The 21,224-nt window shown below is 56.6% G+C and carries 17 protein-coding genes and 1 tRNA gene; 7 read left to right on the top strand and 11 right to left on the bottom strand.

Going from position 1 to position 21,224, the window contains the following annotated elements; genetic code table 11:
• Positions 1-9: 9 nt before the first annotated feature.
• The 4 genes from K1718_RS25350 (at position 10) to fdhF (ending at position 6,532) form a co-directional block, all read left to right on the top strand.
• Positions 10-1,155, top strand: a complete 1,146-nt coding sequence (locus K1718_RS25350) for a divergent polysaccharide deacetylase family protein (protein ID WP_209006733.1) — start codon at positions 10-12, stop codon at positions 1,153-1,155.
• An 82-nt stretch (positions 1,156-1,237) separates the two neighbouring features.
• Positions 1,238-1,768 carry an RNA pyrophosphohydrolase gene (locus K1718_RS25345; RefSeq protein WP_152503727.1) on the top strand — a complete coding sequence of 177 codons (531 nt, stop codon included), beginning with the start codon at positions 1,238-1,240 and terminating at the stop codon, positions 1,766-1,768.
• Positions 1,769-2,090: 322 nt separating this feature from the next.
• On the top strand, positions 2,091-3,767 hold the full coding sequence (locus tag K1718_RS25340; RefSeq protein ID WP_265680383.1) for an NAD(P)H-dependent oxidoreductase subunit E: 1,677 nt from the start codon (positions 2,091-2,093) through the stop codon (positions 3,765-3,767).
• Positions 3,764-6,532: a formate dehydrogenase subunit alpha gene (gene fdhF / locus K1718_RS25335; RefSeq protein WP_265680384.1), complete on the top strand. Its 2,769-nt coding sequence runs from the start codon at positions 3,764-3,766 to the stop codon at positions 6,530-6,532. The genes K1718_RS25340 and fdhF overlap by 4 nt, the downstream gene beginning before the upstream one ends.
• A gap of 223 nt (positions 6,533-6,755) precedes the next feature.
• Here fdhF and K1718_RS25330 read toward each other — a convergent pair whose 3' ends face one another.
• The 3 genes from K1718_RS25330 to K1718_RS25320 all read right to left on the bottom strand — a co-directional run bounded on the left by K1718_RS25330 (position 6,756) and on the right by K1718_RS25320 (position 10,876).
• The gene (locus tag K1718_RS25330; RefSeq protein WP_265680385.1) at positions 6,756-8,891 is read right to left on the bottom strand and encodes a hypothetical protein; all 2,136 of its coding nucleotides are present in this window, start codon (positions 8,889-8,891) and stop codon (positions 6,756-6,758) included.
• A gap of 140 nt (positions 8,892-9,031) precedes the next feature.
• The gene (queG, locus tag K1718_RS25325; RefSeq protein WP_265680386.1) at positions 9,032-10,165 is read right to left on the bottom strand and encodes a tRNA epoxyqueuosine(34) reductase QueG; all 1,134 of its coding nucleotides are present in this window, start codon (positions 10,163-10,165) and stop codon (positions 9,032-9,034) included.
• An 18-nt stretch (positions 10,166-10,183) separates the two neighbouring features.
• Positions 10,184-10,876, bottom strand: a complete 693-nt coding sequence (locus K1718_RS25320) for a glutathione S-transferase family protein (RefSeq protein WP_152503722.1) — start codon at positions 10,874-10,876, stop codon at positions 10,184-10,186.
• Positions 10,877-11,093: 217 nt separating this feature from the next.
• On the opposite strand from K1718_RS25320, the gene K1718_RS25315 reads away from it, so the two are divergent.
• A complete protein-coding gene (locus K1718_RS25315; protein ID WP_265680387.1) occupies positions 11,094-11,900 on the top strand; it encodes an undecaprenyl-diphosphate phosphatase in 807 nt (268 codons plus the stop codon).
• On the opposite strand, the gene K1718_RS25310 is transcribed toward K1718_RS25315, so the two are convergent.
• Positions 11,892-12,917, bottom strand: coding sequence for a helix-turn-helix transcriptional regulator (locus K1718_RS25310; protein ID WP_265680388.1), 1,026 nt, complete (start codon positions 12,915-12,917; stop codon positions 11,892-11,894). The two genes, K1718_RS25315 and K1718_RS25310, sit on opposite strands and share 9 nt — an antisense overlap.
• A 160-nt stretch (positions 12,918-13,077) precedes the next feature.
• Between K1718_RS25310 and K1718_RS25305 the strand changes: the two genes are divergently transcribed.
• The gene (locus K1718_RS25305; protein ID WP_152503719.1) at positions 13,078-13,311 is read left to right on the top strand and encodes a DUF1127 domain-containing protein; all 234 of its coding nucleotides are present in this window, start codon (positions 13,078-13,080) and stop codon (positions 13,309-13,311) included.
• A gap of 28 nt (positions 13,312-13,339) precedes the next feature.
• Here K1718_RS25305 and K1718_RS25300 read toward each other — a convergent pair whose 3' ends face one another.
• Both K1718_RS25300 and K1718_RS25295 read right to left on the bottom strand, forming a co-directional pair.
• Positions 13,340-14,602: an MFS transporter gene (locus K1718_RS25300; RefSeq protein ID WP_265680389.1), complete on the bottom strand. Its 1,263-nt coding sequence runs from the start codon at positions 14,600-14,602 to the stop codon at positions 13,340-13,342.
• 177 nt (positions 14,603-14,779) lie between these two features.
• Complete coding sequence (locus K1718_RS25295; RefSeq protein ID WP_265680390.1) at positions 14,780-15,754, bottom strand: complex I NDUFA9 subunit family protein; 975 nt, start codon at positions 15,752-15,754, stop codon at positions 14,780-14,782.
• A gap of 178 nt (positions 15,755-15,932) precedes the next feature.
• Between K1718_RS25295 and K1718_RS25290 the strand changes: the two genes are divergently transcribed.
• A tRNA-Leu gene (locus tag K1718_RS25290) sits at positions 15,933-16,019 on the top strand.
• 131 nt (positions 16,020-16,150) lie between these two features.
• Here K1718_RS25290 and K1718_RS25285 read toward each other — a convergent pair.
• The 5 genes from K1718_RS25285 to K1718_RS25265 are packed head-to-tail and all read right to left on the bottom strand — an operon-like array spanning position 16,151 to position 21,121.
• Positions 16,151-16,555: an SH3 domain-containing protein gene (locus K1718_RS25285; protein ID WP_265680392.1), complete on the bottom strand. Its 405-nt coding sequence runs from the start codon at positions 16,553-16,555 to the stop codon at positions 16,151-16,153.
• A 25-nt stretch (positions 16,556-16,580) separates the two neighbouring features.
• Positions 16,581-18,200, bottom strand: coding sequence for a hypothetical protein (locus K1718_RS25280; protein ID WP_265680393.1), 1,620 nt, complete (start codon positions 18,198-18,200; stop codon positions 16,581-16,583).
• 4 nt (positions 18,201-18,204) lie between these two features.
• Entirely contained in the window at positions 18,205-18,813 is a 609-nt protein-coding gene (locus tag K1718_RS25275; protein ID WP_152503715.1) for a LemA family protein, read from the bottom strand.
• Positions 18,814-18,821: 8 nt separating this feature from the next.
• Positions 18,822-19,760, bottom strand: a complete 939-nt coding sequence (locus K1718_RS25270; RefSeq protein ID WP_265680394.1) for a hypothetical protein — start codon at positions 19,758-19,760, stop codon at positions 18,822-18,824.
• On the bottom strand, positions 19,757-21,121 hold the full coding sequence (locus tag K1718_RS25265; RefSeq protein ID WP_265680395.1) for a vWA domain-containing protein: 1,365 nt from the start codon (positions 21,119-21,121) through the stop codon (positions 19,757-19,759). The genes K1718_RS25270 and K1718_RS25265 overlap by 4 nt, the downstream gene beginning before the upstream one ends.
• Positions 21,122-21,224: the final 103 nt, after the last annotated feature.

Genomic DNA, 21,224 nt, shown 5'->3' with positions numbered 1-21,224 from the left:
CAGGACGGTATGTCGAGCGAAGATCTCACAGCTCCCTTAGGCATGGGCAAACGGCGGCTCGTGAAGCTGCCGTTTGGCCTTATCGGTGCAGGTATCCTCAGTGTCGCAATTACGACCATTGTGGTGTGGGTCGCAGTGGTGGACGATCCCATTGGCGGCGAACCTGTCGCACTCCTGCCGCTGGATGCAGTCGTCGAGGGCGTCACGTCTCACGACATCGAAGTTGTCGAAATCCGACCTGGACTCACCGGTGATCTTGGCCCCAACCTGCGGCCTGAAACGAGCGAGGATCTCCTCGGTCCGCGTTATCAGATGATCGAGCGCCCGGATGGTCTGAGCCACGATGCTCCGGTTGCGAACCTTTCGATCAATCCGGACAACAGGGTTTTTGAGCGAACCGACTACGGTTTCCTTCCCAAGATCAGCGATGCCGGAGTGCGGCCGCTCGATGCTTATTCCCGCCCTGTGGTGAGCGAATTCAAGTCGATCCCGAAAATCGCAGTTGTGTTGAACGGCATGGGGTTGAGTGAAACCGGAACGCAAAACGCAATCGACAGCCTTCCGGCAGACATAACCTTTGCCATGGCCCCTTACGGCGACGATCTTGACCTTTGGATGCAGCAGGCGCGCACCAGAGGCCATGAGCTTTTGCTGCAATTACCGCTGGAGCCGTTTGATTTCCCGGACAACGATCCAGGTCCACACACGCTGCTGGTCAGTCTGAAACCCGTGGAAATGATGGATCGGTTGGCTTACCTCCTGACCCGAGCAACCAACTATGTCGGCGTCATTCCTGAAATGGGTGCACGGTTCACCTCCACGAAGCCATCCATGGACTATCTCATGGAGAAGCTTAAGTCCCGTGGACTGATGTTTGTCGACAATGGAGCATCTTCGCGCAGCCTTGCGCCCCAGGTGGCCGGCGATCAGCGCATACCCTATAGCGGGGTCGACGTTGTTCTGGACGAAGTTCCGCGGGACGATCACATTGATGCCAAGCTGCTTCAGCTTGAAAGTATTGCTCGCGCACGGGGTGTCGCGGTGGCATCCGGATCTGCGCTACCCGTTACGGTTCGCCAGCTCAAAGAATGGGTTCAGGACCTTGAACAACGCGGTTTGCAGTTGGTACCGATCAGCGCGACCATTGATCGATAGAGTGTTTGCGGCCATGGGCCCCGATATTCAGGGTTTGATTTGATCGTGTCGCTAACAGTGTGTGTTTCCAATAGGTGATTTCGTGACAAAGCTTGAACTTGGCCCCGGTTTTCCAGAGCCTTCTGGAGGCCTGCCCTACCGCCCTTGTGTCGGTATCATGCTGATTAACAAGCACGGCATGGTTTGGATCGGCAGTCGCGACGATGGCGGAAGTTCCGCTAACTATGAATTCTCGTGGCAAATGCCCCAAGGCGGGATCGACAAGGGCGAAACCCCTGAACGGGCGGCCCGGCGCGAGCTCTATGAGGAAACTTCCGTCAGGACGATCAGTCTGCTCGAAGAAGCGCCGGAATGGTTCGCGTATGACTATCCTCCGGAAGTGGTGCAACGGAGCCGCAAGGGTAAATACAGAGGTCAGGCGCAGCGTTGGGTTGCTTATCGTTTCGATGGGGACGACGACGAAATCAACATTCTGGTACCGCCGGACGGACACTCAGCGGAATTCAGCAAGTGGCGCTGGGAACATGCAGCACAGCTTCCCGGTCTGATTGTTCCGTTCAAGCGCCCGGTCTATGAACGCGTCGTCGCAGCATTCTCACACCTGACCGACTGAATAGCCTGCGGTTGGTACGAGCGTTCGCTCGAATGGCCGCGGGCTTTGATGACCCGCGTCCTGCAACGCTACGGTGAAATTTGCCGTGACTAAAAATTGTGCTGAACCGGTGACGAAGTCATCGTCAAAGCGTCAGCAATTGAAGTCCGTTTGACGTTTTTGAAACAGACAGGCCATAGACGCCTCGCTAACATCCTGCCGAATTGAGACGTTTTGAAGCAAAACCGCCTTACGGATTTGAAATTTCAGGACGTAACCGACATATGCTGAAGCACACACCCGGTTGAGCCGGTATGCTGCGGAACACTTGGGAGGAACGCCAATGTCTTTCGGCAAGGGGCTTTCACGGAAGCCGTCCCAGCCAAAAGGGCGTCAGTTGGAAGATGCGGCCTTAAGCGAAGTCCAGGCATTGCTGGGCGACGAACCGCGCCGCGCCGATCTGCTCATCGAGCACCTTCACAAAATTCAGGATGCCTATGGCTGCCTGGAAGCCCGACATTTGCGTGCATTGGCAGAAGAAATGCGGCTTTCACAGGCCGAGGTCTATGAAGTCGCCAGTTTCTATCATCATTTCGACATCGTTCGCGAAGGTGATGCCAAACCCGCCCCGTTGACCATTCGCGTCTGTGACAGCGTTGCATGCTCGCTAAGGGGTGCAGACGCACTTGCTGGCGTTCTTGAGAGTGGACTGGATCCGTCAAAGGTCCGCGTGCAAAAAGTTCCGTGCATCGGCCGTTGTGCTGGGGCTCCTGCTGTTCAGGTCGGCAAGCGTGCCGTTGACAATGCCACCGAGATTTCAGTCCGTTCGATCCTGTTCGAAGGTGAAACGTCTCCTGAAATGCCTGACTATATCGGCCTTGAGGAATACCGTGCAAACGGTGGTTACAAACTGCTGGACCGTGTTCGGGCAGGTGACCTCGACGCTGCTGCCATTGCCGACAAGGCGCTCGAAGCGGGTCTCCGTGGGCTCGGCGGCGCCGGTTTTCCAACGGGTACAAAATGGAAAATCGTCAACGATCTGCCCGGACCGAAATATCTGACGATCAATGGTGATGAGGGCGAACCGGGCACGTTCAAGGATCGTCATCATCTTGAACGGGATCCTCATCGCCTTCTGGAAGGGGCCCTGATTGCTGCCCACGCAATTTCTGCGGATCGCGTCTATCTCTATATGCGCGATGAATACCCGGCAGTTCTTGAAATCCTGAAGACCGAAATTTCCGCACTGAACGATGCTGGCGTCATCACGACAATCGGGATCGAATTGCGACGTGGTGCCGGTGCATATATTTGCGGCGAAGAAAGCGCGATGATCGAGTCCATTGAAGGCAAGCGGGGCCTTCCGCGCCATCGCCCACCTTTCATCGCGCAGGTCGGCCTCTTTGGTCGGCCCACATTGAACCATAACGTCGAGACGCTCTATTGGATCCGGGACATTATCGAAAAAGGACCTGACTGGTTTGCATCGCAGGGGCGGCGGGACAAAAAGGGTTTCCGCTCCTTCTCGGTCTCTGGCCGGGTTCGCGATCCGGGGGTCAAGCTCGCGCCTGCCGGTATCACGATGAACGAACTGCTGGAAGAGTTCTGCGGTGGCATGGATGAAGGGCATGTCTTCAAGGGATATCTGCCGGGTGGTGCTTCGGGTGGTATTCTGCCGGCATCGCTTGCCGATGAACCACTGGATTTCGGAACTCTCGACAAGCACGGCTGTTTTATCGGAAGTCATGCTATCGTTGTCTTCTCCGATCAGGACGATATGCGCGACGTGGCGCTGAATCTGATGCGCTTCTTCAAGCACGAGAGCTGTGGTCAGTGTACGCCGTGCCGCTCCGGAACCGAGAAGATGGAGCAACTGCTTTCGGATGGCGATTGGGACAAAGGCAAGATTGCGGACCTTGATGAAGTCATGCGCACTGCATCGATCTGCGGTCTCGGTCAGGCGGCCAGCAATCCGGTCGCGTCGGTGCTTAAATTCTTCCCTGAGGAGTTTGACAAATGAGCCAGGTCACATTCTCTCTCGACGGCAAGACTGTAACAGCGGAAGACGGTGAAACCATCTGGCAGGTTGCCAAGCGTGAAGGCGTCGCCATCCCGCATCTGTGCCACAAGGATGCGCCGGGCTATCGCTCCGACGGCAATTGCCGTGCATGCATGGTGGATATCGAAGGCGAACGGGTGCTTGCGGCGTCCTGTATCCGGACACCCGCAGAAGGCATGGTTGTCAACACTGAGACCGAGCGTGCTTCAAAGGCACGCGAAATGGTGTTTGAGCTACTTGCCTCTGATCAGCCAGGTCGCGACCACCATCCTGACCCGCAAAGTGATTTCTGGAAGTGGTCGGATGCCATCGGTGTTTCCACCGGCCGGTTCGCAGCCGGTTCCAAGCCGGATCAGGACGTTTCGCACCCCGCAATTGCAGTCAACCTCGACGCCTGTATCGCATGCAATCTGTGTGAAAGGGCCTGCCGTGAAGTTCAGGTCAATGATGTGATCGGGATGGCCGATCGCGGCTCTCACACGATGCCGGTATTCGATCTGGCCGACCCGATGGGCATCTCCACCTGCGTCGCCTGCGGAGAATGCGTCTCCGCTTGTCCCACCGGGGCATTGATGGAAAAGAGCCTCCTGGACGAGACGGCAACCAAACGTGAGATTTTCGCGGAAGAAACGATCGACAGTGTTTGTCCGTTCTGCGGTGTCGGTTGCCTGACGTCGGTTTCGGTTGCCGACGGCCGGATTGTCAGTGTTGAAGGCCGCAACGGGCCGGCCAACGAGAACAGGCTCTGCGTCAAGGGTCGTTTCGGCTTTGACTATGTCTCCAGCCCGGAGCGTCTTACCAAGCCGCTTATCCGCCGGGACGATGCGCCCAAGCGCGGCGACATTTCCATGACACTTGAAAATCATCTTGATTTCTTCCGTGAAGCAACCTGGGAAGAAGCGCTTGAAAAGGCCGCCGGTGGTCTGAAGGCGAGTTTCGAGGCCAAAGGCGGTGCAGGTGTTGCCGGTTTTGGGTCCGCCAAGGGCTCAAATGAAGAAGCTTACCTGTTCCAGAAATTGATCCGCCAAGGCTTTCAAACCAACAACGTTGACCATTGCACGCGCCTTTGCCACGCATCATCGGTGGCAGCGCTCATGGAAGGGATCGGGTCCGGTGCTGTCACGGCACCTTTCAATGCTGCAGAAGATGCCGATTGCATGATCGTCATCGGTGCCAGACCGGAGCAGAACCATCCGGTTGCCGCAACCTATATCAAGCAAGCCGCCAAAAAGGGCACGAAACTCATCGTCATGGACCCACGTGGCCAGGGCCTCATGCGACACGCTGACTATGGTTTGAAATTCAAGCCGGGCACGGATGTCGCGATGCTGAACGCAATCCTCAACGTGATCATCACGGAGGAGCTGTATGACAGCCAATATATCGCGGCTCATGTTGACGGCTTCGAAACGCTGAAGGAAAAAATCCGAGACTTCACGCCTGAGGCTATGGAGCCTGTCTGTGGTATCGGGGCTGATACTCTTCGCGAAGTCGCGCGCCTTTATGCGACCAGCGCTAAATCGATCATCTACTGGGGAATGGGCGTTTCGCAGCATGTTCACGGCACGGACAACGTCCGTTGCCTGATTGCCATGGCGCTGACAACTGGACAGATCGGCCGGCCCGGAACCGGCTTGCATCCCTTGCGCGGACAGAACAATGTTCAAGGTGCCTCCGATGCTGGCCTGATCCCGATGGTTTTCCCGGATTACCGGTCTGTTGAGAGCGCAGATATCCGGTCGGAATTCGAAGATGCTTGGGGACGAACGCTGGATCCCGTGAGGGGCCTGACGGTCGTTGAAATCATGAATGACATTCTCTCTGGCGGCATCGAGGCGATGTATATCCAGGGTGAAAATCCGGCAATGTCGGATCCCGATCAAAGCCACGCCCGCAAGGCGCTTGCGAGCCTGAAGCATCTGGTGGTTCAGGACATTTTCCTGACCGAAACAGCCTGGCATGCAGATGTCATTTTGCCTGCATCTGCACATGCGGAAAAACTTGGCACCTATACCAACACCAACCGCCAGGTTCAGATTGGCAGACCTTGTGTTCCAATGCCTGGTGAAGCGCGTGAAGACTGGACAATCCTGATCGACATAGCCAATCGGCTTGGGCTTGACTGGTCCTACGACGGAGTTCCGGCGATCTATGAGGAAATGCGTTCGCACATGGCCTCTCTCAAGAATATTTCCTGGGAGCGGCTGGAACGTGAAGGCACGGTGACCTACCCCGCAGATGCGCCTGATGTGCCTGGCAACGAAATCCTGTTCGGTCAGTCTTTCCCAACGGCTGACGGACGCGGAAAAATCGTTCCGACAGATTTGGTGCCGCCGGACGAGTTGCCCGATGACGATTTCCCTTTGGTGCTGACCACAGGCCGAATGCTGGAACATTGGCACACAGGTGCTATGACCCGGCGGGCAGCAGTTCTCGATGCAATCGAGCCGGAGCCCGTGGTGTCCATGAACCCCCGCGACATCAAACTGGCGGGATTGGATATTGGGCAACAGGTAACGGTCGAGACGCGCCGGGGCGCGATCACGCTGACTTTGCGGGCTGATCGGGACGTTTCAGCAGGGATGCTGTTCGTGCCATTCTGTTTCTTTGAAGCACCGGCCAACTTCCTGACCAATCCGCAGCTTGACCCGTTCGGAAAAATTCCCGAATTCAAATTCTGTGCAGCACGCATCGGTCCGGCACAACAGCAAGAAGCTGCCGAATAGCGGTTCCCAAACATCCGAGTCTCATAGGCTAGAACTATGCGAGCGGGGCTGACGAGTTGCTGCGAATTTTATATTTCAGCGGTAGGGTTTGCGAACAGAGCGCTGTCGGCAGACTTTGGAGCTTACATGAGCAGGCCGAAGGAACTTTGCCATTGAAACGAATTCTGGATCAAAAAGGGCGGCCATTTGGCCGCCCTTTGTGTGTCAGTGGAATATCGTCCGATCAATTCGCGGTGACGGTGACATTCAGAAGATCCGGGATCGTTTGAGGTGCGGCCATGCTGCCGAGAATTTGCGCGAGCGGCACCGGATTGGCCGGAACGAGCGTGACCTTCAACTCACCCGGGTTCTCAAGGAACTTGGAGACCGCTTCGCTCACCATGTTCGTGAAGGCTTCGTTCTGGATCGGTCTCGTCGCTTCGGTGGCCTGAGCAACCAGGGCCTCGCGGAAGACGTTTTCCGGAATGCCTTCAGCATCCGCAATATGCTTCAGGCCCTTGGCCGTAATGCCGGCATCGTTGATTACAAGCGAAGCATCAACGAACTGCGCCGTGATCGCTGCCATCTGACCCTGACCTTCCGGATCTTCAAACAAGGCTTTCGGGACGTTTGCAAAACGAGCCGATGCTTCGGCTCGCCCGACACCTTCAATGTTCACCATCAGGCGCTCCAGGCGCAGCTCAAGAGTGGTTTCGTCCCAGTAGAGCCGGGTTTCATCAGACCAGACAATCTCTTCAAGCCCGAGCGCCCGAAGCATGTCTTCAACGTCCTTGTCATCGACGGCGCTGATCGGGGCGCGGATACCGTCGCTCTTAAAGAAGAGGCTTGTCGGGATCGGCGGCACCGTTGTGGACGCTTTGAACTCGGTTTTGCCAATCTGAATACGCCCTTCGTCAGGAACGTTGACATCCAAGCCCTGCACTTCATAACCGAATGAGCGCGGCATGAAGGCGCGGGCAACTTCCAGCGGATTGTTTTCGCCATAGCTCGGATCGGCCATCAGTGTGCTGATCATGGCTTTCATCGGCGTGTATTCGGCAAACTCGATATCGCCGATCGCAGCCCAGTCGAGTTTGACAGAAGCGCCTTCCGGCAGCTCCGGGGCATCCACTCCGACAATCATCATCTCGCCAATGCCATCGGAATTGACGTTGGTCATCGCCATTTCCTTGATATTGACATCAAAGCCGCCATCCGTGTCCGGCGAAGGCACATTCAGGGAGACGCCGCTGACACGGGCATCGGAAATGCCGAATGAGCGATAAAGCTGAAACACGCTGGTGATGATCTTTTCAGGAGAAGGTTCCTTGGTGTCCAGCAGCTCGTCAAAAACGGCGAGGAAATCATGGTCGCGCTTGGTGACCGTCATTTCGCCCATGGTGGCACTCTCGACATTCATCTTGAGCGTCATCCCCGGGAGAATTTCCTGGGTGTTTTCGTAGTCAACGGCAGACCCTGAACCGATCATGACAATTTCGTCGCCGGTCACAGGAACATCCGGGTCAAAAAGATCAACGAACGCGGCCGCGTCGATGTTTTCGTAGATGGTTTTGCCCTGGCTGGTGGTCTGGTTGACCATGTTGCCAGATCCGGGTTCGAGCGTCTGCAGGTTCTGTGTGACCTTGTCGATGGAATAGGACCCGATGAAGCCGTCTTTGGCATCGGCCATGACGTATCCATCCATCTGCATGGTACCGGTGACCACAGGCGTTTCCTGACCGTCCTCGATAGCGTAGGCCTCGAAGGTCATGGCTGTGCTGTCGACCTTGACTTCCTCATATGAGGTCAGAACAGTGGCCTTGAGGAACGGCAGCCAGCGGCTTGCCTGGCGCTTGGGATCTTCAGCCGGAATTTCCGGCATATTGAAGCTGTAGCCGGTCGCGGATATTCCCGCCATGCGGCCTTCTGCACGCAGGCGGCCTTCCCCTTTCACCGAACCGGTGACGATCAGAACACTGTCATCGGAATAGGTCCAGGTGTCGGCGGAGAACGCGCCGGCATCATGTGTCAGACCGGTAATGGTGACGGTGCCCGACTCCATGGATAGTGAATATTCTAGGTCCTGGGTCGTGGTGTCGTCGCCGTCGTCCGACGGCAAATCGGAAATTGTGCCTGCAAAAACAAGTTTGCTGTCGGTCAGGGTCAGCGTGTCACTGCCCTCGTCGTAGTTGACGGATCCATTTTCAACGTCAAGACCCAGCGCTGACAACCCCGCGACATATGCGTTGAAGGCGGCTATTCCGTTGTCCTGCGCCAAGGCAGGCCCCGTCACCAGAGCCATAGCCGTGGTGAGGCATAGGATCTGAGCGCGGGCTCGGAGGGAAGAGCGTGAAGACGGAAGCGTAGTTTGTGAAATCAATGTTTTGGCTCCAAATCGGATGATCGGAAATGACCGGGAAAGAGATGGTCAGACCCGATATAGGGAGACGTCCATGGCCATTCCATGACTATGAACCATTCTCTTGCCGAGGTCGAATCAAGTCCGGCTGTATCAGCGGCTTATCTCTGCCATTCCTGGCGAACGGTTTCATCGGTTTCTGAGGAGAGAGCCTTCGATTTCAGGCCATCCACAAGGTGATCTTGGCCGAGCCGGCGAAACGCCCAGACCGCAGCACCTCTGACAACCGGGTCTGGGTCGTCCAGAAGAGTCATAATGATTTGAACGAGATCCGGTGTCTTCGAGTTGCCTGCCGCGATCAGGACATTTCTTAGGAAACGGTTCCGTCCGATCCGCTTTATCGGCGAGCCGGAAAACAATTTTCGGAACGCGCCGTCGTCCAATTCGAGGAGGTCGGCCAGCCGGGGGCTCTTGAGATCATTTCGCGCCACGAGCTTGGCTTCTCTGGCGGTGTCAGCGAACTTGTTCCAGGGACAAGCGGCCAGGCAGTCATCGCAGCCATAGATACGGTTGCCCATGGCTTCGCGGAATTCATGCGGTATGGGGCCTGCGTGCTCGATGGTCAGATACGAGATGCAGCGCCGGGCATCAAGCTGGTAAGGCGCGGGGAAGGCATCGGTCGGACAACTGTCGAGACAAGCACGGCATGACCCGCAGTGATCGATCTCCGCACCATCGGGTGGCAAATCGAGCGTTGTGAAGATCGAACCGAGAAAGAACCAGGACCCGAGTTCGCGCGAGACCAGATTGGTGTGTTTGCCTTGCCAGCCGAGGCCCGCGGCCTGACCGAGCGGCTTCTCCATCACCGGGGCCGTATCGACGAATACCTTGACATCTCCTCCGGCTCTGGAGACGAGAAAACTTGCAAGCTCCTTCAGGCGTCCCTTGATGACGTCATGATAATCGCGATGCCTGGCATAGACCGAGATGCCACCTTTAGTGGGATCTTCCAGATGGGCCAATGGATGGCTTTCCGGTGCGCCGTCCGGGCTGTAGTTCATGGCCAGCATGATGACCGAATTCACATCAGACCAAAGCGCAGGTGGTGCTGCACGGCGATCCGCCGTGTCGGCCATCCATGTCATAGTGCCGTGAAAATCATTCTTCAAAAAACGGCGCAGTCTTTCTCCGGCTTCAGGAATGCTGTCGGCAGCGGCTATTTTCGCGGCATCGAAACCGAGCTGGTCTGCCTTTTCCCTGAAGGCAGTCAGAACTTTATGTGTTTTTGCGTCCAAACCAAACGAACTGCCGGTCTAAAAATCCAGGTCCGCGTAGGTAGGGGCAGGCGGCATGCCGAGCACCTTTTCGCCGAGGAGTGGCCGCATGCTGGGGCGGGATTTGACCCGCGCATACCAGGACTTGATGTCCTCCTCGTCGCCCCACGGGACTTCTCCGAGATAATCGGCGCAGGAAAGCCCTGCAGCAAGTGCAAAATCGGCAAAGGTCAAACGGTCACCGGCGATCCAGCGGCGGGAGGCAACCAGATAGCCGAAGTATCTCAAATGATGGTTGATGTTTGCGCGCGCCACCCGAAGCGCCGCTGAATCGGGCTCACCGCCGCCGGCTGATTTCGGCATGATCTGCTTGTAGATACGTTCGCGCACAAAATGGCCGACAACCTCAGCATCGAGTTTGGTAAGGCTCCATTCCACCAGCCGTCTGGTTTCAGCTCTGGCTTCGGGATGGTCAGGCATCAGGCGCTTGTCGGCAACCGCATATCCCCGGGTCTCGTCGAGATATTCCATGATCGGTCCCGGACCACAGATCGCGGGGCCTTCATTTTCCACCAGAACCGGAACGGTACCGGCGGCATTCAGCATCAAGAGCTCCTGTGGCCTGTCCCATGGATCAACGTGATGCTCCTCGAAGGCTGCTCCGTATTCGGCCAGGATAAGCCGCACAAATCGGGACGACGGCGAGAAAGGGTGATGATAGAGCGTAAGCATTAAAGCGTTTAGAGCCTGAACTGTGGCAAGACTAGGGTGCAGACCCTGAGCCCGAAGGGAAATTCGCGTTAACGTCCAGTTTGCCCGGATATGGTTATCAAGGATTTGACGGCACGAAATTGCTCCGGCAAACAGGCCGCATTGAATAGCAATCTGAGTCGCGAGACATACCCGCTCGGGCCGGAATGTAGCAAGCCATTTGGAGACCTGTGACAAAATGGATGGCCAAACGATTGTCAGCGCTCTCATTCTGGGGATTGTCGAGGGGCTGACAGAGTTCATTCCTGTCTCGTCCACTGGTCATATCCTGTTGCTTGGGCACTTTCTTGGGTTCGAAAGCACGGGCAAGACCTTCGAGGTTTTGATCCAGTTGGGCGCGATCCTGGCCATATTGTCAGTCTATTTCGCTCGCTTGTGGAACCTGGCAATCACATTGCCGAGCGATCCGACAAGCCGCCGCTTCGTGTTTGGTATTCTGGTTGCGTTTCTTCCCGCCGCCGTCATCGGGGTTATGCTGCATAGCTTCATCAAGGAGGTGTTGTTCGAAACACCCGCCCTGATTTGTGCGACTTTGCTGATTGGCGGGGTCATCCTTCTGTGGATCGACAGATTGCCTTTGTCTCCGCGCTACACCAATGTCATGGACTACCCGTTGTCACTTTGCCTCAAGATCGGCTTCTGCCAGTGCCTCGCCATGGTGCCGGGCGTTTCGCGCTCGGGTGCCACAATCGCCGGCGCATTGCTGATGGGAACCGACAAGAGATCAGCTGCAGAGTTTTCTTTCTTTCTCGCCATGCCGACCATGGCCGGTGCATTCACCTATGATCTTTACAAGAACCGGAATGTGCTCTCGATGGATGATGCGGTGATCATCGCGATCGGGTTCGTTGCCTCGTTCATCGCCGGGGTTTTTGTTGTGAAGGGTCTTCTGGACTTTGTATCCCGGCACGGTTTTGCTCCGTTCGCCTGGTGGCGTATCGGGGTTGGTATCGCCGGTTTTGCAGGGCTTTATTTCCTAGGCTGATTTATCCAGCGGCGACCGTTCATAGAGCGACTTGAGCGCGCTGAGTTCCTCGGCCATCTCCCGCCGCAGATTTTCCGGACCAAGCAGTTCCGCACCAGGTCCCAGCCAGCGGACCAGCGGCAGGATACGCGCGCGCTCGGTGGAAGGAATGCTGATCAGCACTCTGCCGTCCTCTGCGGGTGTAAAGATCGCATGCCGGTAGTACCAGTCGGCACTGAGTTTGCGGGCCTGATGCGGGGTGATCAGGATCTTGGCGATGTCTTCCTCTTTCTCCCATCGACGCATGGCCTGCGATAGCCAGGCACCGCCCGTAAGGCTCTTGATGGAGAAATCCTTGTCTGGCCGAAAGAAGAGCCCGCTGACCTCCAGCGAACGTACTCTGTCTGCCCGGTAGACCTTCAACAGGTCCGTGTCGACACAGCGACCGGCCAGGTACCAAAGATCACGGTCGAACATGACGCCAAAGGGTTCGACGTCATGCGACTTGACGGTTCGTCTGGACGGATTGACGTGTTCAAATCGCACGCGCTTGCTGTCCAGAATACCTGCCATGAAGCCATCCAGCGCGGTTTGCCAGTCTTCAGTCGGTTCCGCCTTGGTTCCGGAATGAAAAATATCGGGTGGTATAGGTTCGATGCCGACGATCCTGTCGGCGTCCTTAAGAAGGCCGTGCACGGATTTGGGCAGCGACGCGAGTAGTTTCTTTTCCGCAGCGCCAAGTTCGGCAGCAAGGGGTACAGTGCGGCTCGAGCGCACAAGGGCCATGGCAGCCAGCAGGGCCGCCGTTTCATTGCGTGTCAACGCCACCGGCGGCTGAAGATAGCCGCTCGCAAGGCGGTAACCGCCTTCCGCTCCACGTTCTGCATCGACCGGGACACCGAGGGCAATCAGCCTGTCGATGTCGCGATAGATTGTGCGCAGCGAAACCTGAAAGCGTTCGGCAAGCGCGGTGGCAGGGACAAGTTTGCCTCCGGTCAGCAACAGCAAAATGCCGAGCGCACGTTCGATTGGGTTCATGGATTGAGGTCCTGATCCAGGCTGGAAAAATGAATCTCAAAAAAAATGATAACCTGAGAACAGAACGGGATCAAACCTGACTCGCTGTTGTCAGGATTGCTTTGGCATTCTCCTCTCGTCCCCGGAAAGCGGGGCTTCCAGATCCCTTAGGAGAAGTGAGATGAGTCTTGAGATCGATACCGTTTTTCGCAGCCGTGCGCATAGCCGCGGTCTTCTGCTTTCCGCCCTTCGTGTATTTGTTGCTGAGTTCAACAGCTATTTCCGCCGCAGAGCAACTCACAAAGCTCTGTCACATCTGAACCATGATGAACTGCGGGACATTGGCCTTGTGCGCACGACAACCGGGTATCGCGAATTGCACCACGACCGCTTGGGCGCGGAATTCTGGAACTAATGATGAATTCGGCGGCTGACCTTGGGTTTCAGCCGCCGGTCCTTCTGGTAAGCGCCTTGATTTCAGGTTTGTTCCAGGCAAGGAACATGACAGCCAGGGCAAGGATGGCGGCGATGATGACGCCGTAAAAAGGCAAGTCCAGGTCGAGCCCAATCAGTTCTCCACCGATCAGGGAGATGACGCCAGCGACCAATGTGAACACGGCTATTGTAACGCCCATCACCCAGCCTTGCTCTTCGTCACCGACCGCAGCCGAATAAAGCCCGAGAAATGTCGGGTAGGCGATCCCGAACACAAAATAGAAACAGAACACCGGAATGAAGGTGAGTATGGCCACCGGAGACGCAACGAATGCCGCCGCCGAAAGGGCCCAGACAGTAAAGGTGATCCCCAAGATCGCTTCTTTGCTAAGCCGCTTTTGTGCCGGCACAACAAGAAACGTGCTGGAAAAGGCAAGGGCTGCCCCAATTGTCAGCATCACCATGGAGCCGCCAAGGGTGCCGTAGCCAAAGCGGCTGGTCAGGTAGTTGTCGACAAAAATATAGAAGGAGAGGTTGGCAATGTGAAAGAAGAAGAACACAAAGGTCAGCCGCATCACCTTCGGATATTTGGTAATTTGCCACAACAGCTCGAATATTTCAGCCGGGCGGAACACGAATGGCTGTTTTTCGGCAACAGCATCTTCCTTGTCCTCAAAGCCGAAGACCACCAGAAATATTGCAATCGCCACCAGTCCGAAGCAGGCATAAAATGGTAGTTTGATGCTGGCAATGCTGCCAATCAGGATCGGGTCGGATAGAAAGCCGCCGATCAATGGGCCACCAACCAGACCGAAGCTGACGCCCGTGATGATGTAGCCCATGTTGCGGTTTCGGTCTTCGTCATCGACGCTGCCGTCGATCATCGCCGCCTGGGCAATGGGCTGATTGCCTGCCGTCAAACCGGTGATGGCACGGCCGAGAATGAGCAGCAGAAAACTGTTGAGGTAGAGGGCGATGATTGTCAGGGCGTAGCCGCCAAGCGCACCGAACAGACAGATCAGAATGGCATTCTTCCGACCGATCACATCTGAGAGCTTTGAGATGTATGGTGCGCCGAAAAACCAGCACAGAAAAAAGACGCCGATGATCAGGCCGTAGTTGAAATGACGGACCGCATCCGACGTGTCCTTCGGCAACATCGAGGTCGACGGTTCCATGATCAGGCTGTTGATGATCGGAAACACCAGGCCCTGACCGAGAAGGTCTACGAAAACAACGAAAAGCAAAGTGACTTTGGTAAGAAATGACACAATGGGAGCCTCCCAACTGGTCACAAGCCTAAGACATGCGCAAATTCGCGGCAATCGAAAGCTTGGGCGATCCATTCAGCCGTTAACGATTGTCCTGGAACAGGCACTTGTTTCCGGTGCCGCAGACGTGAAAAAGGCGGACCGAAGCCCGCCTTCTGAAACTAAAATTGATGACCGTCAAGCTGGCCGGTGCGCGTCGTATTGGCCGCGTTCGCGAAACCGGTCGAGGTAAGTTGGCAGCACCGAGGCAAGTGTTGCCGGCGTGATGCCAAGGCCTTCAAGCGTCCGCCCGTCGGATTTTGCGGTTTCGGAGACCACATTGTCGGTTTTCAGAAGTTCTACCTGGTCTGCCGTAAGGGGGGCATAGGGGAACAGTTGAAAGATCTTGCCCATCGCGGATGCGACCGGGAACGGGATTGGCAACAGCAGGCGGGAGCGGCGTGTGACGCTCAGCATGTCTTCAAGGCAGGCCTTGAAGCTCTTGATTTCCGGCCCGCCAAGCTCATAGACGGTACCAGGGTTGAGCTGACCATCGACAGCGCGCGCCACAGCCTCGGCGACATCGCACACATATACAGGCTGGAAATTGGTTTCACCGCCGCCAACAAGAGGCAGGCTTGGCGAGAAGCGTGCCATATCCGCAAACTTGTTGAAGAAGTCGTCTTCCGGTCCGAAAACTATCGAAGGGCGCAAAATGACACTTTCCGGCAGCGTCTCCAGGACACCGACTTCTCCGGCTGCCTTTGAGCGGGCATAGGCGGAGCTGCTGTCCGGATCTGCTCCGATTGCCGAAATATGTGTCACGCTTGAAAGGCCGGCTCCGCGAGCAGCTTCAGCGATTGCTCTCGGACCGAAAGCCTGAACCGCATCAAATGACTGTTTTCCGGATGGAGCCAGGATGCCGACTGCGTTCACCACGGCATCTGCACCGAGAACAGCACGTTCGACTGACCAGCGGTAACGAAGGTTTGCCTGGATGGGCATGATCTGGCCGGGTGCACCGAGCGGCTGCAGATGGGTCGCCAGGTCCGGACGTCGCACGGCTGCGCGGACACGATAGCCCCGCTTGGCAAGGGCCTGAACAATATGACGGCCTAGAAAACCGGAGCCACCGAAAATCGTGACGAGTTTGCCGTTAAGTGGTGTGGACATTGTGAAAATGCCTTCTGTCGCGTCCAAAAGGTTTGACTGATCCGCCATCAAGCAGGTCTGTCTTCCAGTGTCTTAGCCCTTTGAAGAGCGTGTGTGAAGGGCTGGCTTGGAATGAGGAAAAATAGTCGCGCAATAATGATTGACAAGCCCAGGTCCGGCGCTTACAAGCCCCCCCACAGCCCAGGTGGCGGAACTGGTAGACGCGCTAGCTTCAGGTGCTAGTGCCCTAACGGGCGTGGAGGTTCGAGTCCTCTCCTGGGCACCAAAATCCGATCTCAGACAATCCAGTTCAGTCTGATTTCTCCGAAAAAGCTCCGGTTTTCCGGGGCTTTTTTCGTTTTGGGTTATCTTTTGAAACTCCAGTTCTGCGAATGCGCTGCCAGATCGAAGCCCTGGCTAGCGGTTCAGGATGGGATCGAGATAAATTCCCGGCACAAACCCGGTCATTCCATAGTGGTCGATCTGGCACCAGGCGCCGCCGAGAAGTTCGCGTTTCCCCTCCGGTGATGCATCTTCGAAAGTCAGCGGGACGATCTCGGGCGAGCAGTTGAGAACAAGCACTTCGCTGGCTGATCGCGCAAGACTTCCAACAGTCTCTGCAGAGCGGCTTCCTTGCGCGCGAACGACGAGGCGCATCCCGTTTGGAACATTTCGAAGTTTGTAGGCTGGTCCCCAGATGCCAAATCCTGGCAAGTCACCGGTGTCGGCCGGGTCGGGCTCATTTGCGGAAACCGTTTGTAGTCCCGTCAGGAAAACGGCAGCTGCGGCCAGGACACGGAAAAATGGGCTTCTTGTGCTCATGTGTTGCATTCCTTCCAACCGGCTGTCAGCGCGCCAGACCGGCCTGGCGCGCGCTGTTCAGGGCGGCCAGGCATTGAGGTGCTGACGCTGGAGCGAGCGTTTCAACGCCATGGGTCTTCAAGAGATCAGCAAAAGCCGAAAGATCGCCTGGGAAACCGACACGAACAGCGATCACCAATGCGTTGCCCAGCAATATGCAGGGGTCTTCGGCGCTTGAAGGGCTGGTTGGCTGAGGCGGAGGTGCCGGGTTGGCAGCCTGTCCGTCCGGATTGAACTCAGGTATGAAATCAGAAGGGTCTATGCCGATTTCGCGTCCGCCTGCGATCATTGTCGCAGGGTCCTCGCCGCCAAAGCCCGGCGCGCCAGACTGGGCAATGGCGGCCCAGGGGCGATTGTCATTGGCAACAAGCCCGCTGGACATCAGACCAGCCAAAATGAGTGCGCATTGAACGGGTTGTGCTCCGGATACGCTGACCAAACCTTGCGCGGTCAAAAGCGCCAGAACCTGTTCTCGTTCGGCCCGCGAACCACCACGCAGCAAAGGGCTGATCAGGGGTTGCAATATGCTGCAGGCCTGAGCCAGCAAGCCTTGCGGATCGGATTGGTGCTGGGAAGACTGGTTCGTTGTTGTTGTGGGCTGTGGTGTCGGGCGCGGTGCGGGCACCGTGCTGGGACGCACTTGTTGACTGGCCACTGGTGCAGGAGGAGGTGGTGGTGCGGCTGGACCCAGTCCGGCCTGTTCTTCGACCAGAACCCAGAGCCCGGCATCCTGGGAAATCAGGTCGAGCGCTTTTTGACAGGCGGCCTGATCAGCGGTCGGTTCCGTGCTCTTGACCCCCGAAATTACGTAAATGCTGCGCATATCTTGGATTTGCTTGGTTCCGGCGCGGCTGTTGATCTCCTTGGTCAGCCGGTCCAGCTCGGAACATGCATTGAAACGGGACCCGGCAGGAGAAGGTGTTGCCGGTGCCGGGCGGCCAGATTGTTGAACTTCTGGCAAGGACCGTGCAGCAAGGTCGAGACGTATTGTCATCGCTGCGAGCTGGTTGTTGCCCTTAAGCTCGAGTGTGGCTGTCTGAGCGCCGAGACCGTTGAAGGTAACGGTGACGGCCATCGGCATGCCGCCCCAACTGCCAAAGCCGCCGGTCCAGGGTCCGGCGCCATTGCCGCTTAAGGGAATTGGGCCGGGCGTAACTTCCTGTGGCAGCGTCAGTGTTGCTGTCGATGGACCGGTCTTTTGCACCCTGACCTCACCATTGGCATCAACAGGCGTGGGTTGTGTGCGGCCTGCCGCTGTGACAGAGCCAGCGCCGCCGGTGACACCGTAGACGTAGCTGCCGGTTCCAGCTCCGCTGCTCATGAGTCCGGGCGCAACGACAGGACTGTTTGAAATGTGCTGCATTTCCACCCAGCCGTTCAGCCCGGCAAGCACAATCACGCACATCGTGCCTTCACACTGGTTCGTGACCTGAATTCCGCAGGTTCCAACACCGATGCCTCCAAGGACCGGACTGTTGGTGGAGGCACTGTCATAAACCCGGAGAGATTGCCCGTTCGGGGCCGAAGTTACACAGGTGTCGTCAGACGCCTTGGCAGGCAGGAGTGCGAAGGACAGCACGACCAGGCTGATGAGAAGACGCAACATGGGCTCAGGTCCTGTCTTGCTGAGGAGGAACGGCAAGTTCAAGGGCATCTAGCGAAGGATCCTTTGAGACTTCCTTCATTTCGGCCGCATCGAGTTCGAACATTTGAGACGGTTTCAGTTTGTTGAGGCCTGCAACAAAATTCCATGGAATGGAGGCGACACGGGTGTTGTAGGCCTGTACATTGCCGTTGTAGATCCGCCTTGCAGCGGCCACCTGGTCTTCTGTCTCTTCAAGCTGTTTCTGCAATACGAGCAGGTTTTCGTTGGCGGTTATTTCAGGGTTGTCTTCCGTGTAGGCAATGAACTGCCCAAGCGCCTGACTTAAACCGGCTTCAGCCTTGGCAATATCCGCCTGTTTGTCGCTTGCCAATGCTTCGAGAGCAGCAGATCGCGCCGTGACGATCTTGTCGATGATTGCCTGCTCGTGGCCGATCGCCGTCTTGGCAGCCTGAACCAGATTGGGCACAAGTGCGTGCCGTCGCTTGAGCTGAACCGTTATGCCGGACCAGGCTTCATCCACGCGGAACTTGGCCGACATAAGCGTATTGTAGCAAAGGACATAAGTTCCAATGACCACGCCAACCAATAAGATCAATATCATGAAAAACGACATATGCCGGGTCACTCCGCGTAGCGTTTGAAGGAGGTCGACGCTGCCGCAAATGCAGCGACGATCTCCTTGACGAAGGATTGAAGTACTGTGTCATCCAGACTTTGCAGGTTGTGAAAACCGCCGAAATAGACGGTATCGCGATCCACGATGACACGTGCTGCGAAACGGTCCGCGAGCTCCAGCAGCGTGGTTTGAAATGCTGGTGTCAGCACTTGCAGCACGTTGACGGAAATCTGATCCAGGTCCCCATCGTCCGCCCGGGATGTCACTCTGATGTTGAAGGTGTCGTTAAACGCCACGCTTTCCGTCTTCAGGTCACGGTCGAATGGTCCGACAGCTCCGAGCGATTCCGGCATCAGCGCGATCCGAATACCCGTATCCCGATCCAGCTTGTATGCCGCAATCATCATCACGACGTTGCCCTGTGCACCTGCATTTGCCAATTTGGTGGTCTGTTTGGGCCCGCCAAAAAAAGCAGCTGACGAAAAAGCGCCAAGACCGAGCCACAAAGGCGTGCCGCTTTCCGACCGGCCCCACATTTCACTTTCAATGTTCAGCGGAATCGACCCGCCAATTCGCAGTTTGAAAAGTTCGGGAATCTTTTGCCGTATGTCGCGCAATCGGCTGGCCGGTATTTCCGGGCGAAACCGAAATCCGAGATGCTCCCCTGTTTTCCAAAGGCGCTCTAGTCGATCTTCGGTAGCGCCGGTGAAGTGGTTGATTGCAAATCCGCCGGCCATGCCGAATGTCACGAGCGCTATGCCGTAAGGCAAAAGACTGTCGCCGAGAAAAGCGAGAATGAAACCCGGGAAAGCCAGAAAGAAAAGCGGAAGTTCCAGTTTTTTGAAGGATGCCGGAAGCTTCGAGGGTTCACGCTCCGGTCTTCGCCTGAATTCCGGTGCTACCGCGCCTTCTATCGGATCCCAGAATGCGTCCTGCCCACTCATGGGAAGGTCACATTGATGGTCTGTTCAGATGCTGGGCTGACCGTTATTGACTGGAAGACCGGCTCCCGTTTGCTGCCGTCCCATGCCTCGGCGCGAACGGAATATTGTCCAGGCAGAAGAAAAAGCGCTCCGCCGCCAAGCACCATCTTAACGAACGCCTCATTTTCAGTTTTTTCTCCCTGAAAGACGTTCAGCCGGGAATCGTGTGCCTTCAGCTCGGAACCGTCAGCATTGAAGGCACGCAGAGTGACCTTCGACGTTTGGGCGATCACTTCGGCCTGTGCCGTTTCTCCGGTAACCACATCCAGTTCAACGCTGCCGGGCGACATCTTTTCAAGGCGCGTGATAATGAGCTTCGCCTTGTATTGGCCACTTGGAACGACCGCTTCCATCGCCTGGGTATAGGCCGTGAACTGTTCACCCGTGATTTTGTTTTCCACCTGCCAGAGGAAATCCGTATCCGAGAGACCAAGATCCTGGTTGGCCATCACCGCATAGAGATCGATCTTGCCGGCTCCAAGCGATAGGCTGACTTCTGTCAGCTCGCTGTCGGTCACCGTGATGTCCGCAACCGCTGAACTGCCTTTGTCCGTTCGGGCTGCGAGACGATAGGCGCCAGGTTCCAGTCGTTCAGTAATGTCAGGGCGGGTGGTCAGGCGAATTTCTTCCCCGCCGCCGGCGGGCGTCGCCGACCAGTAGACTCGAATGCCGTCAGCATCGGTTAACGGGGCCGAACCTTCCTCCAGGCTGACCGTCGCTTTGATATTTTTAGCAAGCGAGGGCGCTGGTTCAGGAGCCGGGGCAGGAGCTGGTGAAAGCGAAACTGTTTGCTGAAGAGCATCGGCCAGATCACCCTCATTGTCCGCCTGCAGATAGAGGCCACCCGTATTTTCCGCAAGGCACGCGACCTGGCGGCCTTCTTCCTCGTTCAGTCCGAAGCCGATTACGTGTGTCGTAAAGTTGATCCCAAGTGCTTCCAGCTCGTTCGCGACAGCACATGGGTCTGCTTCACAGGTTTCAATTCCGTCTGTCACCAGAATGACGGTGGCTTTGTCTTCCTGAAACTGAAGTTCCCGTGCGGCGCGGCGCACGGCTGCGGTCAGAGGCGTTTTGCCCTTTGGCTTGAGTGCAGCCACAGATGCAACAAGTTTGCTCGACTGCGTCGAGGCAGGCCCGACCGGGACCAGGGTTTCAATGTCGCTGCAGTCGCCCTTGCGGTTATGACCATAGGCAATCAATCCAACCTCAAGTGCTGGCGGCAGCTGGCCGACGACGCGCGCCAGCGTGTCACGTGCCGTCACGATCTTGGGGGTGCCGCTTATTTGTCCCCACATGGAACCCGACCCGTCAAAGACGATCATCGCCCTGCCGGGATCAGTCTCCTGTGCCTGTGGCGCTTGCAGCGTTAAAATTGGGCAACACAGTAAAAAAGCAAACCTTGAAATAAAACGCATCGCAATCTGT

It is taken from the genome of Roseibium porphyridii, from assembly GCF_026191725.2.
Lineage (GTDB): Bacteria > Pseudomonadota > Alphaproteobacteria > Rhizobiales > Stappiaceae > Roseibium > Roseibium porphyridii.
Note: the sequence above shows the minus strand (reverse complement) of the source record. Positions and strands in the feature narration are given on the sequence as shown.